Source organism: Chryseobacterium phocaeense, assembly GCF_900169075.1.
Taxonomy (GTDB): Bacteria; Bacteroidota; Bacteroidia; order Flavobacteriales; family Weeksellaceae; genus Chryseobacterium; species Chryseobacterium phocaeense.
Map to the genome: position 1 here is coordinate 2,855,755 of NZ_LT827015.1, position 17,334 is coordinate 2,873,088.

General features: G+C 35.5%; 11 protein-coding genes. All 11 read left to right on the forward strand.

The features are described from left to right. Nucleotides 1-49 precede the first annotated feature (49 nt). Nucleotides 50-1,261, forward strand: a complete 1,212-nt coding sequence (locus B7E04_RS19670) for a tyrosine-type recombinase/integrase (protein ID WP_165439479.1) — start codon at nt 50-52, stop codon at nt 1,259-1,261. A 184-nt stretch (nt 1,262-1,445) separates the two neighbouring features. Next, nucleotides 1,446-2,390: a hypothetical protein gene (locus tag B7E04_RS19675; RefSeq protein ID WP_080780240.1), complete on the forward strand. Its 945-nt coding sequence runs from the start codon at nt 1,446-1,448 to the stop codon at nt 2,388-2,390. 107 nt (nt 2,391-2,497) lie between these two features. Next, on the forward strand, nt 2,498-2,782 hold the full coding sequence (locus B7E04_RS19680; RefSeq protein WP_080780241.1) for a helix-turn-helix domain-containing protein: 285 nt from the start codon (nt 2,498-2,500) through the stop codon (nt 2,780-2,782). Nucleotides 2,783-2,886: 104 nt separating this feature from the next. Next, a complete protein-coding gene (locus tag B7E04_RS19685; protein ID WP_080780242.1) occupies nt 2,887-3,639 on the forward strand; it encodes a hypothetical protein in 753 nt (250 codons plus the stop codon). Between the two features lie 570 nt (nt 3,640-4,209). Continuing rightward, on the forward strand, nt 4,210-4,929 hold the full coding sequence (locus B7E04_RS19690; RefSeq protein ID WP_080780243.1) for a winged helix-turn-helix transcriptional regulator: 720 nt from the start codon (nt 4,210-4,212) through the stop codon (nt 4,927-4,929). A 70-nt stretch (nt 4,930-4,999) separates the two neighbouring features. Then, the gene (locus tag B7E04_RS19695) at nt 5,000-6,181 is read left to right on the forward strand and encodes a DNA cytosine methyltransferase (protein ID WP_080780244.1); all 1,182 of its coding nucleotides are present in this window, start codon (nt 5,000-5,002) and stop codon (nt 6,179-6,181) included. Next, entirely contained in the window at nt 6,159-7,235 is a 1,077-nt protein-coding gene (locus tag B7E04_RS19700) for a restriction endonuclease (protein WP_080780245.1), read from the forward strand. Before B7E04_RS19695 ends, B7E04_RS19700 begins: the two co-directional genes overlap by 23 nt. A gap of 5 nt (nt 7,236-7,240) precedes the next feature. Beyond that, the gene (locus tag B7E04_RS19705; RefSeq protein WP_080780755.1) at nt 7,241-7,651 is read left to right on the forward strand and encodes a very short patch repair endonuclease; all 411 of its coding nucleotides are present in this window, start codon (nt 7,241-7,243) and stop codon (nt 7,649-7,651) included. 1,147 nt (nt 7,652-8,798) lie between these two features. Next, nucleotides 8,799-10,409, forward strand: coding sequence for a T9SS type A sorting domain-containing protein (locus B7E04_RS19710; RefSeq protein ID WP_080780246.1), 1,611 nt, complete (start codon nt 8,799-8,801; stop codon nt 10,407-10,409). A gap of 5 nt (nt 10,410-10,414) precedes the next feature. Beyond that, the gene (locus B7E04_RS19715; RefSeq protein WP_080780247.1) at nt 10,415-13,744 is read left to right on the forward strand and encodes a hypothetical protein; all 3,330 of its coding nucleotides are present in this window, start codon (nt 10,415-10,417) and stop codon (nt 13,742-13,744) included. A 10-nt stretch (nt 13,745-13,754) separates the two neighbouring features. Next, a complete protein-coding gene (locus tag B7E04_RS19720) occupies nt 13,755-17,333 on the forward strand; it encodes a DUF6443 domain-containing protein (RefSeq protein WP_080780248.1) in 3,579 nt (1,192 codons plus the stop codon). The last annotated feature ends 1 nt before the right edge of the window (nt 17,334 follow it).

Sequence of the window (17,334 nt, forward strand, 5' to 3'; positions counted from 1 at the left end):
TAAGGAAAGTATTATACAGATGCAATTAAGTGTGTCAAAAACACTGAAAATGCGTAATTCAACAGGGCTCATTATTAATTATACTGATTGGAGTGATAAAACCTCCCTTCCCAAACAAAACAGCCCGCACACAAAAAACCTTACCTCTCAGCTAAACGGATTAAGAGTCTATGTTTTGAATGAGTACAATAATGACCTTTCAAGAGGTGCTTTGTTTGATAAATACTGGCTTAAAGGAAAAATCAATCATTTTTTTGAAAGAACCGATCATGAAAGCACCAATGATAATATTTTGGTTAACTATTTAAAGGCATACAGAGAGCTTAGGAAGCTGGACACAAAAACCACAGAGAAGACCGATAACCAGTACTACAATTTGCTGGATAAGTTTTCCCGTTTTCAAAAGTTTAAGAAAAGAACCTACCTTTTGTCTGATATTGATAAAAAAACAATGTTGGAGTTTAACAGCTGGCTTATGGCTGAAGGCGGCCTGATGGAATCCACAGCAAGAGGAAACCTTAAAAACCTTAAAACTGTACTGCTCGATGCCAGGGATAACGGAAAGACCATCCATCACCAGATCAACGGTTTTGTGATTGAAAACAAACCCGCTTTAAAGGTGTTTTTAAATTTTCAGGAAATTGAGCAGATTAAAAGCGCACCTATTTTAGGTGAAGATTTACAGCACGCAAGGGACTGGCTTATCATAGGCTGCTATACCGGGCAGCGTGTGAGTGATCTTCTGGGTATGAATAAGACCCGGATATTTACTAAAACGAATTCGGAGGGTGAAAGCTTCCGGTTTATAGAGCTAACCCAGATTAAGACAGGAAAGCATGTCACTATACCACTGCATGATGAGGTTGAAGAAATACTACAGAAATATAATGGTGATTTCCCGCCTTTGTTCCGGGGCACAACCCACGATAGCAACGCAGCTAAATTTAACCTACACCTTAAAAAAGTGTGCGAGCTTGCGGGGCTTAACGCGATAATGAAAGGTAAAGTCTTTAATGATGAACTAAAACGTAATGAACTTAAGGAGACAGAAAAATACAATCTGATAAGCAGCCATATCTGCCGCAGAAGCTTTGCTACTAATTTCTATGGAGACAAAAGATTTACAACACCTCAGATTATGGCTATTACTGGACATAGCACAGAGACTACATTTTTATCATACATTGGAAAAACCTCATCCGACCATGCATTGCAAACTGCAAAAACATTCCGTGAGATTTCACAGCAGAAAACATCTTAAAATTTCACAGAGTAAATTAAATCTTTTTTATCCGTATAATGAATAAAAAATTTAGTTTCATTTTTTGAGCTACAGTCATTCATGAAAAAATTGCTATGCAATATTATACGTAATTTATAATACGACAACCTTTGTCGCGTTTTATTTTTATTTTAGTCTGAAATTCCAATTAATAGCATAGATCATGAAAAAGACATTTATAAAAAAATATACACAGACAAGACTGGATAATTTATTAGGAATAGACAATTCAAATAAATATCAGATTCCTTTGTATAATAATTTTGAAAATTTTAAAAATGATTATCCTAGAAATTTAAATGATTACTTAAAACACAATCCTAATGAATCTGAGGAATCCTTTGTCGCAGAAATTTTATATAATAAATATCAAATAAATAATTATAAAACTGCTCCCATAGATTTTAAGTTTACTTTATCGGAAAGAAAATACGATACTTTTATTGAAGTACAGTTTACCCCCACAATTTTAGAAAATATATTACGAAATGCTATAAAAAAATACATTTTAAAATGTTATCATAAAAAAATGTTTTTGTCTTCTACCCAACTAATAAACTGGGATGAAATTGTAGTAGATAAAGGAAAAATAAAAGAAATAGATTACACTAAGATAACTGATGAAGCATTAAAAATATTTCTAAAATATATGGGGGATATTAATAATGAACTTCTTTTAACAAAGCTACCACGTATTTACCTCCATAATTACACATACATTAACAAAAACAAAATTAAATTTGATTATTATGGATTTATGCAGAATGAATATATAGAATATCATAAAATTGCCAAATATTTATTTAAAAGGTTCGATGATTTACAGAATACAAACCATAAAGTAAACACTCATAAAATAAAATATAAAAATCCTCAAAAATTAGCTTTGTTGCAGGAATTGGGCTTTTTTGAACTACCAATATTCAATACTTTGACTGAAACCAGGATCAACGAAATCACTGGAATTTTACTGGATGCAGATCCAAAAGAGTTTGTTTATAAAAACAGGTTGAATTTAAAATCGAAATCCCCGGATTACCAAACCCATAAGTATACTGCGTATCAGTATACAGAAGAAATGAAAAGGCTCATTTCTGAGACAGATTAAAATCTACTGCAATATTAAACGGGAGTAAAATGGGAATCATTATGCACTCCCCCAATTCTCAATACTGATAACTTTGTGTCATTAAAAATAAGATAAAAAATAAAATTATGACACAGATACAATTTATTGGAACATCTCCTAAAGAACTTATTGAAGAGCTTAAGGAATCTCTAATCCCTAAACTTAAAGAAGAATTATCCAAAGAATTTCAACCCAAAGAACCTGCGGAATATCTAACCCGGCAGGAAGTATGCGAAATGTTTCGGGTTGATTTAAGTACCTTACACCGATGGAGAAAAGATGGAATCCTGATTGCTTACGGGCTGGGAAACCGAATCTATTTTAAGAGAAACGAGATTGAAGATTTGTTGACTCGAAACAGGCTGAAATAAGTCATCAGAATAAACCCATTATAAAAGGTATTATTAAGTATAGGAAAATGCGACACATTTTGTCGTAGTACTGATTTAATTTTACCTTCTAAAAATTAGAACCTATGGAGACTTCCAAAAAATATGATGTAAAATATTTCAATTTCCCTGTTCATCTCATGCAGAATGTTTTAAAGGCCAACCAGAAAACCAAAAAAGATTTTCTCAATGACTTGCTACGTTATTCCATTTACAGACATGCTGTTCTTATCGAGGATTTGAACGAATATGAAGAAACAGACCAGGAAAGACTTAAACGGTCTGCAGGATGGCTTAATGTTCAATTGGGAAACCCAAAATATGCTTTGGATGAAGGAATAAGGCTGTATGATAAATATAGAAATGCTAAAGTATTTACAGGGTTCAATACGGATATTTTCTGGGATTTTTATAAGAATGAGAAAACAGATTATCATTGGGAGTGCCTCTTTGCTTTTTTAGCCTTTAAATCCATTATTGGAAAAAAACGGTACGTGAAAACCAATAACGAGCTTCTTTTTACCCGTATGGCAGGAAAGGAAACAGTAAAAGAATATCAAGCCTTAAAGGGATTCAATTTCACAAGGTATCATCTGGATAAAATAAAAACAGAATTACAGCTTAACTGGGGGCTGCAATACTATTCAAGATATACCAAAGGATTTTATGCAGGATTTGACATTGACTTAGAATCACTTATCTATGAAGCGGAGAAAAGAAAAGACAGCATGAAAAAAGCATTACTGAAAGAAGAGAAAAAGGCAACCGTCAATACCGTTTTGGAGAGGATTAAAAATCAGCAGCACCACAACAGCTTAAAAAGAAAATCAGCACCTTAAAAAGAGAAATTAGGTATTTCAGCAAACTGTTTGCAAACCCTCAAAACATTTTTTCAAAACTTCAGCACCTTAAAAAAAATATATAATAAAGGTATTTAATAAAGATAAATAAAAAAGATAATAAAAGATCGTGTTCGTTTTTTTGAGAAAAAACAAACTACCCTTTTTTTAATTCAGTCATGGAAGTTTTGTTTTTAAATTTTGCTCTTTCTGGCAGAAACAGAAATAAGAGATACAAGAGCCAAAACCGGAATTAAGGAAAAAAATGAAAAAATGTTTTGCTGATCAATTGGAACAGAAAATAAAATTGCGCAGAAACAAATCCGTTTCAGTTAAAATTAAAGTGGTTTTGGATCGTTTTGCACATTGAATAATAATTTACACTATCCAACAGAAAAAGGCGATTTTTAAGTATTAAATTAAAGCCGTTGCGAAAAAATATAATTTATAGAGAAAATGGAAAAAAGCCATCATGAGAAAAAATCACTCTAAAAACAATAAAAAAAATGACCCCAAAAATTCGATCTGATTTATTCCAGATTACCTATTAAATTTTAAAATTACTCTACAATGAAAATAGATAAAAAACCAATTATTAGAAATTCCAAAAGTTTACAGAAGTTGACAGAATCTGAAATAAAAATAAACCAGGTTCTGGAACTCAAAAAAATTACCCATGAAGATATAAAAGAACTTACCACTGGGGAAAGGCAATTACTTTCTGAGATGATCCAAGAACAGTTTAATCCGCTGCGCGGTGAAGAAAGAGACAAGTTTTATGAAAAGATTGAGGCTATTATGGTAGATGCGAGCAAAAACCAGATGTGGGAGCATAACCATGTTAATATTATGTGGGCTATATCAACCCTTATTAAAGAGAATAACAGAATGCCTACAAAGGCTGAAATAGCCAGTAAAACAGATCTTAGCAGACAGACTGTACACAAACACCTGAAAGAATTTAAAAACAGCCCCTATCATGCAGAATATCTGGAACAGTTTCATATTATGCAGTTTAAATTAATGACCACAGTCTTTCAGTATGGTATGAGTGGTGATATGAAAGCTGCTAAATTATATCTGGAATGTATTGGGGCTTTGAAAAATTCTTCTCCGGTTAACAATACCCTGATCCAGAACCAGAATAACTACATACAGATTAACGGCAAAGTATTAAGTCAGGAGACCGTTAAAAACCTTAAACCCGAACAACTTGATGCTATTGAAGGAATCTTAAAAACTATTGACATAGAAAACGACGGCGCCTCGTTAAAAACAGCAATGCAATGATAATACTGTTACTTAATAAAAAAATAAAATTTAAAAGAAGAGATTATGTTATTAATTGTAATTTTGTAATATGCCAGATAGAGAAATAGAAACTAAAATTGGGATTTTTTCCTTTTTTGCCGGAGCAGGTTTCCTTGACTTAGGATTTGAAACAACCAAGGGATTTGAAATACTTTTTGTTAATGAATTCCATAAACCATTTATGGAAGTTTATAAAGCTTCACGGGAAAAGCTAAAAATTAAAAAGCCGATTTATGGCCATAGTACTGATGATATTTGTTCATTCCTTAATAATGATAAAACTCAAGCACTCAAAAATAATATAGAGGAATCAAAGGAAAAATTTGATTTAATTGGTTTCATTGGTGGACCACCTTGCCCTGATTTTTCAGTAGGAGGTAAAAATAAAGGTATTGAAGGGGAAAATGGGAAACTTTCCAGAACTTATATTGAATTAATTATTAAAAACCAACCAGACTTTTTTTTATTTGAAAATGTAAAAGGGCTGTACAGAACAAAAAAACATAGGGAATTTTTTGATGAAATGAAAATTAAGCTTTTATCAAGTGGTTATTATCTAACTGAAAAACTAATCAATGCCATTGAATATGGTGTCCCACAAGATAGAGAAAGGATAATTTTAATAGGATTTAAAAGAAAAGCATTAATAGATTTAGGAGCTGAATTGGAGGGATCGTCATTACTAAAAACTTTTGATTGGAATGCCAAAACAATCTATAATGCCCAAGATGTTTTATCTAAAAACTGGCCTAAACAAGAACTTTATTTTGAAAATGGAGTTAGAAATGCTCCTAAAGGAATTGAAAAAAAACTTACAGTCCAATATTGGTTTGATAAAAATGAAATTGAAAACCATCCAAACTCTAGCCATTATTTTCAACCAAGAGCAGGCCTAACTAAATTTCAATCAATTCCAGAAGGAGATGATTTAAAAAAATCATATAAAAGACTTCATCGATGGCGGTATTCTCCAACTGCTGCTTATGGCAATAATGAAGTTCACTTACACCCATATAAAGCAAGAAGAATTTCTGCTGCTGAAGCACTAGCAATACAATCCTTACCAAAGGGTTTTATTATTCCGGAACAAATCTCGTTGTCTAATATGTTTAAAACAATAGGCAACGGGGTACCTTACTTAGCTGCTAAAGGCCTTGCAGAAACTATAAGTATATTTGTGGAAAAGACTAAACACCAAAAATCAGATCATGCAGAAATTATCAGCAAGTAATCTTGTAGCATTCATTAATCAACTAGACAAAAGACAAACCTACAATTATATAAATCCTAAAACAAAAGGTGTTATAAGAATTGAGGGTGTAGATTTGCCGGAGGGGCCAATTAGAGTTAAAAGATGGAATCCATCAATAGGAGAAATAGAGGCTCAACAAAAAGTTGAGAGTATTTCAAGCGAAATGATTTGGAGAATTGCAAATGCTTTTAATCCTGATCAGCCAATTAATGTTGACCGTATTTTAGGAGCCAGTTATAATACTAGGAGTGTATTTGAAACACTTTTGGCCCTTACTCCTGAGTTTTATTTTTGTTATCCTGGAAGAATTGAAAATAAGGGAGGCCATTCATCAATAAAACATGGACACAAGCATTTAGTATGGAAACCCAATTCACCTCATAAACCTGGCATTTTAACTAAAATTGAAACTGATATTGTAATTTCTGAAATTCCAGCCTTAGATGCTTTTTATGAATCGTTAGTGTTGCCTGATGACTTTCAACATCAACAAATAGATATTGATATTCAAAGGAGACATGCACAAATTCAAATTGCCTTATACTTTATTGGCAAACAATTAAATTTTAGAACTTGGATCGCACAAAATGATAAAGGAATTTTATATCAAAACAAACGCATTGGTGAGTTTGAAGGTGTTATATCTTCCTTAAAGGACGAAAAGTTAATGACTGCGTATGATGAAGCAGTTCAGGCTGCATTATTAATTGATTGTATCTGGTTTAAGAACGGTAAATTAATGCCAGCTGTTATGGAAGTAGAACATTCCACTGGCGTAACAAGCGGACTAAGTAGAATGAAAAATTTTAAAGATAAATTTCCCCCATTCCCAACAAGGTATGTAATTGTTGCGCCTGACGAAGACCGTGGTAAAGTAATAAAAGAGGCGAATAAACCTCAATTCCAAGATCTTGACACAAAATTTTTTGCATATTCAGCTGTAGAAGAACTTTACGCCCTTTGCCAAAGAAGAAAACTTAAAGGTGTTACAGAAGAATTTTTAGATTGTTTTATGGAACCAATATTAAATTAACTAAAATGGCAAAGTACATTTTTGAAACCACTCCCAAAAGGTCAAAAAATATGAGTAAAATAAGGAGTAAAGATACTAAACCTGAGATTTTGTTTAGAAAAGCATTATGGGCATTAGGTATCCGCTATCGCATAAATGTAACTAAATTACCTGGGAAGCCGGATATTGTTATTGAGAAAAAGAAAACTATAATTTTTATAGATGGTGAATTTTGGCACGGATATAAATGGGATGAAAAAAAGCAAAAAATCAGATCCAATCGTGATTATTGGATAAACAAAATTGAGAAAAATATAAGCCGGGATATTGAAAACACTCAAAGACTCCAAGATTTGGGATATAATGTGTTTAGGTTTTGGGGACATGAAGTTATTAAAGATTTACCTAATTGCGTATCTAAAATAATTAACTATTAATTTTATTCTCATATTGAAAACAGGAACTAATCACCCGATTACACCCGGTTTACCTCTGATAAACCGTTACAATTTCAGCGAAAACCGATATTTAACCCCTTTTAAAATGAAATAATGAAAGGAAAAATGCCGAAATTAATGCCTAAAAATTAGAAAGTACTTTTTAAGTACCTATTTTTAAAATCTTAGACCTGGCATATTTACTAATCATTTTACATGAAATAGCCTCACAGATCATCATTTATTCATCATTATTTATTCATTTTTATCTTTCCTATCTGATGAAAAGCCAGACAGCATGAATAATGATCTACATTTGATTTTAATTAATAGATTCCACAAAGTACAGAATCAAAGCTCTAATTAATTTACGGAGTTTTCTTACCCGTAAAAAGTACCTACCTTTGAAAAGCATCTATTTCCAACTAACTTTATTATTCAGTATTACCGTAGACTTTTATCTGCGGTAATTTTTTTATCCCGGCTCCTTAATATTTTAGGTTTGCAGGCAGATTGAAGAAACAGCCTGAAATAAACACATCATCCATTAATATCCCTATCTGTTACGTGTAAATAAAGAAAACCAATTTTATCTCATATTTCAGTGACCTGTTTAACTGCAATATGGGAAACGAATAAAACAGAGTAAAAGAATATTTCTTTCAGTGGTGATTTTAAAATATAATTATTCAACAAATATTTTCTATCTTCGCACTTAAGATTTTAACGAAAAAATATAAAAGCATCTGCTTTTTCTTGTAGGAGAAAACTGTCAATTTTCAAAAGCAACAAGAATAGTAATGCCTTCGCTCTGCGTAGGCTATTTTCTATTTGTTGCTTGGGTATGACAGTGCCTCTCTTACAATAGATTATAGTCCTACGCTTTTTCTATTGTCCTCATTCTAATCTGAAAAAATAAAAATTTGCCACATCATGCCATATAATACGACATGCTTTGACGCTGTGCTGTGTTAGCTTTGCCTTAGAGAAACAAAATAGAATAAATAACAATTTAAAACCACAGATTATGAAAGAACTGTATTTATCGGGTTAACAGAACCCATCGAAAAAGCCACATTAAAATATGGGGTTTTCCCCATGAGTGGAATTATAAATATTTTTTATATTCACGCCAAAATTCAAACAAATGAAAAAAAACTATTTAAGTGCATTATTCTTATGCGCCACACTGGGTATAATTAGCGCCCAGCAAACACAGGTTCTCTGGCAAAAGGACATCAAATCTGGTACGCAGGATTTTCTAAGCCAGGTTACAACGACTATTGACGGACAGTACCTCATCACAGGCAGCTCCATTCAATCAGGAAACAATTCACCTACAACCTCGGGGACCGCCCGTTCGACAAGCTCAGGGGCAACGAAGCAGAATAGCGGCTATGATTTCCATTTAGTTAAACTTAACCAGCAGGGAGAAGAGGTTTGGGAAAAATATTTCTCTGGAAATAACCATGACTATCTTTCCTCTTCTGTATCCACTCAAGACGGAGGATTTGCTATTTTAGGGACCTCCTTTTCATCGAAAAGTCTGGATAAAAAAGAAGATTCCAAAGGCAGCTCGGATTTATGGCTAATAAGGCTTAACGAATTTGGCGATGAAATATGGCAGAAAACACTGGGAAGCTCTTCAGATGAAGAGGCCCGCAGCGTGGTACAGACTACAGATATGGGATTCTTTGTGGCTGGCAATATTCAGAATTCGGCCAAAGGTTATGGATCTAAAGACGCCCTGATTATTAAACTGGATAAGAATGGGAAAGAACTCTCCCAGCTTATTTTAGGTGGAAAGGGATTAGATGAAGTTGAGAAAATAATCCCTACTAAAGATGGAGGTGTATTGGTAGGGATCTATTCAAGAAGTGATTTAAGCGGTTCAAAGAAAACAGATAACTATGGGGAAGGAGACTTTTGGATTGTAAAAATTACGAAAGATAATAAGCTAGAATGGGAAAAGAACTTTGGCGGAAACGGAGATGATCATCTAAGAACCTTGGCCTTAACATCAAGGGGATACCTTCTTGCAGGTGAAAGTCGGTCGGAGCGGTCCGGAAATAAAACCGCAGGAATCGAAGAAGGAACAGATTTATGGCTTGTTTCCCTTAATGAAAAAGGCGAAGAAATCTGGCAGAAATCCTACAATTTTGGGAACCGGGACATCCTTATGGGAGCAAGCGTACTGCACTCCGCGGATGATAAGTCTTCCAAAGGAATTCTTTTGGGTGGCTACACACAGGCTGAAGGCCGGGCTGAAGCAGATGATGAAACCTTCTGGATGCTGTATCTGGATCAGGATGGGAATGAACAGTGGAGAAAACATGTGAAAGGTGAATCCAGAAAACGTGAAGAAAGATTGTCTGATATAAAGCTGAACAGAGATGGCTCAATTATTCTTGCCGGAACCAGTGCAGAGGAGTTAGGAAAAGAAAACTGGAAGATTGTAAAGCTGGGAGACAGCCAGATTAATAAGCTGATTGAAAAGCAGGACATCAAAATTTATCCGAACCCAGTTTCGGATTATGCTTATGTGGAAATAGGCTTTGACCCTTCGACAGGCTCAGGGCAGGGTTTCAAGGAAGCTGATATTTTATTGTATGATATGGGTGGTAGACAGCTTCAGAGCTTGAAGACTAAGAATAAGGTGACGAAGATTAATACCCAGAATTTAGTTCAGGGGGCTTATCTGGTGACGATAAAAACGGACTCCAATAAAACAGCGAATGCTAAACTGATTAAAAAGTAAACACAATGAAAAGAAAAATTATATCTCTGGGAGCAATTTTGATATTGGTTTCAAATATTAATGCTCAATATATTCCTAAAATTCTCCCTCCTTCTCCCAATGCTACATCTATTGCCAAGTTTGTAGAAAGTCCGGTTTCCTATTACAGAGGCTCAGCCAGAGTAGGAATTCCGTTATTTTCATTGACCTCTGGAGATATTCCGTTAACTATTTCAATACAATATGATACTAAAGGAATTCGTGTAGGGGAGATCGCCTCATCTGTTGGAGCGGGGTGGAGCTTAAGTGCAGGCGGATTAATTACCCGTCAGGTAAGACAGCGGCCCGATGAATACAACAAAGGTTATCTTACATACTCTTACAATGCAGATTTTGAAAATAATCCTGGTTTACGTCAGCAATTAAGCAGTGATAATGCTGGCTCAGCAAGTTCTGACACCCCTGTAGATGAAGATCCTGATTTATTTTATATCAATTTTCTCGGTAAATCAGCAAAGTTTGTTATTGACAATGTTACAAAAAAAGCTGTTTTACAAAGTTTTGATGATTGGAAAGTGGATATTGATTACGAAGGTATTAATTCAGCAAATTATAGGATTAATAGAATTGTTATTACAGATGAATTTGGTGTTAAGTATTATTTTGGAAAAGATTCATCAGATGCTAACCCAGCTTATGATGTTGTTACTTCTGTAAGCTCAGGAATAATAGCAGATGCGCCTAAATCAGAAGAAAATGGTTATAAAACAGCATGGCATCTGAAGGAAATAAAAACACAAAAAAGAAGCTGCCTGTTTAATTATGCCTCTGAGCAGGTTACTACTTATTCAAAATCAGATTTAAATAAAGGAGATAATGTTGGTTCTATATTGCTTAGCACAACAAAAACGACCCAGCAGATGCTTCAAAATATTAGTTTTTTTGAGGGGGCATTAGATTTTATATATAGTACTGCAGAACGTGAAGACTTAGAAGGAGGAAGAGTATTAAACAGCATAATCCTCAAAGACGGTAAAGGGACTCAGATCAAAAAGACTGCTTTTATTCAGACGTATCGGTTAGGTAATGGAGATCATAATAATATTCATTCCGTCATACTTAGCAAAGATCAAAAATCAGATAAGCGGTTATTTTTAAATCAAATTAATGAAATAGGGAGAGAAACAAGCATTATTTCGTCTTATAAATTTGAATATAATCCAATGCAGTTGCCTAACCGGCATTCCAATTCTATTGACCATTGGGGGTACTATAATGGAAGATCTAACAGCATGAATATCTTTATGAATGCTCAGACTGGAAACAGAGATGTATCCGGTAATTATTCACAAGCTGGAATACTGACAAAAGTAATTTACCCTACAGGAGGAAGCGAGAACTTCTATTATGAAGATAATGCTGTATTGATTCCTAATTATTTTTCAAGTTTCATTTTAGCAAATCCTTCAACAGTTTTATATGATGAGAAATCAACCGCACTTGCAAAAGCAGCCAATAATTTTGTTTTAAATAACGGAAGCCAGGTTTTAGGTAAATACGTTAAAGAATTTGAAATCCCGACAGTCTATGGAAATAAATTTTTTTACACGGCAACATTAGGCCCAGGCTGTACAGCCATAGAAACATCAGATTGTAAAACAAAGGTACGGCTTCATCGTTTTGACAGAAACACAGGCTCTGTTTTAATGACTTACAATATTACTCAGGGGAATAATACAGAGGTGATCAATCCGCCGCTGGAAAGTGGGAATTACCGATTAGAAGTTTCTAACCCTGGTTTTACCCTGGCTGATTCTGAAAATTATGAGACTAACCCGTTTTCAGTTACTTTACGTTGGAAAGAATATAAATCAAATGAACCTCTCAACAGTTTTATAGGAGGAGGAAGGAGGATTTCCAGAATTGAGACGGAAGAAAACGGAAGAATTACAAAGAGAAAATTTACGTATACACTGGATAATGGAATAACATCTGGAAAATTATTGGGAATTCCCGATTACATGTGTGTCATTAAAAAGTATGGAAATATATCATTGGTGGCAGGGCAGTTATCAAATAGAATACAGCCTATGTCGAGTTTTAATAATGCAGGCCAGGTAGGTTATTCTCAAGTGACCGAATCTTTTCTGTCAGCAGATGATTCTATATTATGGTCAAAGAAATACAATTTCAGTAATTATTCGGATGGTGGAGAGTATTATAGATTTCCTTACCATTTACCAGATGACATGGATTGGGCCAGAGGCCTGAATCTAAAAACTACAAGTTACGATTCTACCGGGAAAATTGTAGAGACTTTGGACAATAAATATCATTTTTCGGGAGAAGAAATGTCTCCTTACAGGTTTTATAAAAGCTATGATGGCAGTATGGGTACAAATGCACCATTTACGGAGTTAACCCCAGCACCACCTGCACAAGCTCCTTCAAATTACATATTGTCTCATTATACCAAGAGTGTACCTATGTATAAATTTGGTAAATATTTGAATGGACCATCGGACCCGTCTAACCAATCTTCAAACGTTTTCAGAACAGCATTTTTTTATGGAGGTGTGATACATAATTATCAAAAAATAAAAACAGAATACATTAATGGGTTACCAACTCAGGTGGCATATATTGATACTGAAAAAGGTAGTATGAGTCATCATCAGGTAACCTCTAAAAAAGCAACAATGTCGGACGGAAGCATTACGGAAATCTCTTATCAGTATGCCATAGAGCAAAACAATTCAGAAATGATTACTGCTAATATGATCGGTGTTCCCCTTCAGACAGAAGAAAAAGAAAATGGTAAAACAATTTCTAAAACAAAAACAGTATATGCTAAGAATACATTAACCAATAACCTGATCCTTCCGGTATCTGTTCAGAAATTCGACAAGGATAATACCTCATCAGCAAAGAACAGCATAACATATAACCGATATGACACCAAGGGAAATGTATTACAGTATACTACTAAAGAAAGCTTTCCTACAGCCATTATCTGGGGATATAATAATACACTACCTATTGCCAGAGTAGAAGGAGCTACTTACCAGCAAATACAGAGCTTTGCCGCAGACATTATTGCAAAGTCCAATGATGATACAGATGCGGTCAAAGAAAGCCTGTTAATCAATGCCATGGACTCCTTCAGGAATCAGGATGCTTTTAAAAGATTCAGCATTACTACTTATACCTATGATCCGCTGATTGGGGTAACCAGTGTAACGCCCTCTACAGGAGTAAGAGAATTTTACAAGTATGACGCTGCCGGCAGGCTTCAGTCTGTGGTAGATGTCAACAATAACATTCTGAAAGAACTTCAGTATAACTACAAACAATAAAACACACATTATGAAAAAATATTGGTTATCCATTATAACCTGTTTGTGTACTGTACTGTCCTTAACGGCACAGAATCTGACACAGACAGAAAATTATACCTACAGCAGGACTTATCTGGAACCTGTGACTACCTCCAGCGGTACTGCAAAACAAATACAGGAAGTACAATATCTCGATGGTCTCGGGAGGGCAAAGCAGAACATTGCTGTAAAGGCAACCCCTTCCGGAAAAGACCTGGTGATTCCTGTGGAATATGATGCTTTTGGGAGGCAGGTAAAAGATATGCTGCCATTACCCCAACAAAATACGAACAGTGGAGGAATCTTCCCCTCACCTGACATCACAGGAGCAATAACCGTATATGGCAATGCTTCCAATTATTACAGGGAAAAGAAAATTGAAAATTCCCCACTAAACAGATTAGAAGAGCAGGCTGCTCCGGGGGAACCCTGGAAAATGGGAAGTGGAAAGACGATAAAATATACCTATGGAACCAATAATGCTTCTGAGGTTAAAAAAATTATGGTGAATACTTCATGGACCACTGTTTCAGGCGTTGCCGTAAGCAATCCCGTTCCCAGTGTTTCTGATGAAAATACGGCCTACGCTTCCGGGGGATTTTATAAAGCCGGGACCCTGTATAAAAATACCATTACCGATGAAGACGGCAATAAAGTTACCAGATACACTAATGGCAAAGGACAGATTATTTTAGCGAGGAAAAATGACGGATCACAGAATGCAGATACTTACTATGTTTACAATGAATACGGTCAGCAGGTATTTGTTATCCTGCCATTAGGAGTAAAAGCTATGGAAACTGCAGGAAATGTAATCAGTCCTGCTGTTTTGGATGATTTCTGCTACCAATACCATTATGATAATCAGGACAGGCTCGTAGGAAAAAAGTTTCCCGGTAAGGGCTGGGAATATATGGTCTATGACAGGCAGGACAGGCTGGTGGCTACTCAGGATGCCGAATTAAAAAAGAAAGGACAATGGCTGTATATCAAATATGACCAACTGGGCAGAACTGCCATTACAGGAATAGGAACAGGCGGACTGAGAACTACAGAACAGAAAATAGTTGACGGATTGGGATCAAACAATGTAAACAGGCTTGATACTGCTCTTTTTGAAAGACAGGGTATGCCTGTATATTATGGAAACCCTGACAATACCTATCCGAATTCCACCAAATGGGTTACTTTATTATCCATAAATTATTATGACAGCATTCCCGGTTATAGCTTCAATCCTTCTTTCCCAACTGGCAAATCTGTCTTGACTGCGGTTTCTGTTGAGGGAAGAAGCACCAAAGGGCTTCCTGTGATGAATCTGGTTAAAAATATTGAAAATGACAGCTGGACAAAAAATTACACCTGGTATGATACTAAAGGGAGAGAGATAGGATCCTATTCTATCAATCATCTTGGGGGGTATACCCAGGTGGAAACAGAGCTGGATTTTACAGGAGTACCTCTACGATCTGTGACTTCCCATAAAAGAAAAGAAGGTGAGGCTGTAACAGTAGTGAAGCAGCGCTTTGAATATGACAATCAAAACAGACTTTCAAAGCAGTGGCATCAGGTGAATAGCCAGCAGGAGCAGCTATTGTCTGAAAATACCTATAACGAACTCTCCCAGCTGACAGGTAAAAAAGTAGGCGGAAACCTCCAAAATATTGATTATAAATACAATATCAGAGGATGGGTAACAAAAATGAATGACCCTTCCAACCTGAGCGGAAAGCTTTTTGGATATGAGCTGAAATACAATAACCCGGTTAATACCTCATTATCTGCGGGGAAGTTTAACGGGAATATAACAGAGGTAGATTGGGCGGCAGCGGGCAACACCGGGCTTAAAAGGTATTCCTACCAGTATGACCCTCTGAACAGACTGAAGAGCGGTATTTATTCAGAGCCGGGCGCTTCTGTTCCCGTGAATAATTTTTACAATGAGACTATTGCTTATGACCTGAACGGTAAGATCCAGAATCTTAAAAGAAACAGAAATGCATCCGGTATTGGTGCAGAACTTATTGATAATTTAAATTATACCTATTCGGGAAGCAGGACAAATACCATCACAGATGTTTCCGGGAATTACTTTGGCTATCCTGATGTTTCGGGAGCTCCTATTTCGTACGATGATAATGGGAATATGACCAATCTTATTGATAAAGGGATTCTGGAGATCGGTTACAACTACCTCAGCCTCCCTGGCCAGATAAGGTTCAATAAGGAATACAGATCCCGTGACAACCCGGATGTAAAGTACAATGTGAATACTAAATATCTTTACAGTGCAGATGGAATCAAGCTTAAAAAAGTGTACACCTTTGGCTCCGGCAGAACAAATATGGAGTCGGTTACCACTACAGATTATCTGGATGGTTTCCAGTATGTGAATGATGTATTAAAGTTTGTGCCAACTTCGGAAGGGTATTTCAGCTTTGAAAATAATCAGTATATTTACAACTATACAGATCACCTGGGAAATATCCGCCTGTCTTATTATAAAGATAGTTTTGGAAATGCAGCGGTAGACAGGGAAACCAATTATTATCCTTTTGGATTAGAGTTTGGAGCCCACTCCACAACAAGTAATAGCACTCCCGGGTATCAGTATAAGTTTTTAGGGCAGGAATTGCAGCAGGAAACGGGCTGGGTTGATCTGAACGCAAGGTTTTATATGCCGGATGTAGGAATATTCGGGCAGCATGATCCTTTAAGTGCATCAACGCTTGATCCTTATGGATATGCTTACAATAATCCCGTAATGTTTGCAGATCCTACAGGATTACAAGGTGAGCTTGCAAGTGGGGAACCAGATGAGCCAAAACCAATAGGAACAGTGACCAATCCAATTGACGTAGGTGAAGTGGTAGTGAATGCTCCAATTAGGGCAATAGCTAATAATCTTGGATCAATTCTGCCTAATAATTGTACGCTTTGCTATAGTGGAATCGGAACTTCATCAGGTATTAGTCTTTCGGGTAACTACGCACCTCCATTACCTGCTAATTTTAAGCCTGTCTTGCATAACGGTTCTGCTCAGATGATGGATGGACTTCTTTGGGATGTAGCAGCCATTTATTTAGCAAATAATGTAAAACCTGAAAATAAATATGCAGCAATGGCGGTTGGTGCTTTAGCTATTATTATTTCCAGGGGACATGCAGCGGATGAAGTATTAAAGGCGGAAGCATCAATTGCAAAGGCGGAAGCAATAGCTGCTAAAGCTGAAACTAATACATTAATACATTATACATCCGAAGAAGGATATAAAGCTATTATGGAATCGGGAGAACTATTACCATCTATTGGTGTGAAAAATGCAAGACATGGAGCAGGTCAATATTTTACAGATTTGGCCTCAAATGAATTAACAAAAGGACAGGTTTCAAGAAGGCTATTTGGTGTTCCCTGGAATACAAAAAGTATTACTCATTTTATTGAAATAGATGTTCGAGGATTGAATGTTGTAAAAAATGCTCCTAATAATTTTTTGATTCCAAATACAAATAGTCTTCCATTAACCGGGATTATTGTAAATCACGGGACTTCAACTTTTAAACCTTAAA

Excerpts from the sequence above, each read along its gene's own strand:
- B7E04_RS19685 (WP_080780242.1), top strand. The coding sequence starts at position 2,887 with ATGGAGACTTCCAAAAAATATGATGTAAAATATTTCAATTTCCCTGTT.
- B7E04_RS19705 (WP_080780755.1), top strand. The coding sequence starts at position 7,241 with ATGGCAAAGTACATTTTTGAAACCACTCCCAAAAGGTCAAAAAATATG.
- B7E04_RS19710 (WP_080780246.1), top strand. The coding sequence starts at position 8,799 with ATGAAAAAAAACTATTTAAGTGCATTATTCTTATGCGCCACACTGGGT.
- B7E04_RS19695 (WP_080780244.1), top strand. The coding sequence starts at position 5,000 with ATGCCAGATAGAGAAATAGAAACTAAAATTGGGATTTTTTCCTTTTTT.
- B7E04_RS19700 (WP_080780245.1), top strand. The coding sequence starts at position 6,159 with ATGCAGAAATTATCAGCAAGTAATCTTGTAGCATTCATTAATCAACTA.
- B7E04_RS19670 (WP_165439479.1), top strand. The coding sequence starts at position 50 with ATGCGTAATTCAACAGGGCTCATTATTAATTATACTGATTGGAGTGAT.
- B7E04_RS19680 (WP_080780241.1), top strand. The coding sequence starts at position 2,498 with ATGACACAGATACAATTTATTGGAACATCTCCTAAAGAACTTATTGAA.
- B7E04_RS19675 (WP_080780240.1), top strand. The coding sequence starts at position 1,446 with ATGAAAAAGACATTTATAAAAAAATATACACAGACAAGACTGGATAAT.
- B7E04_RS19720 (WP_080780248.1), top strand. The coding sequence starts at position 13,755 with ATGAAAAAATATTGGTTATCCATTATAACCTGTTTGTGTACTGTACTG.
- B7E04_RS19690 (WP_080780243.1), top strand. The coding sequence starts at position 4,210 with ATGAAAATAGATAAAAAACCAATTATTAGAAATTCCAAAAGTTTACAG.
- B7E04_RS19715 (WP_080780247.1), top strand. The coding sequence starts at position 10,415 with ATGAAAAGAAAAATTATATCTCTGGGAGCAATTTTGATATTGGTTTCA.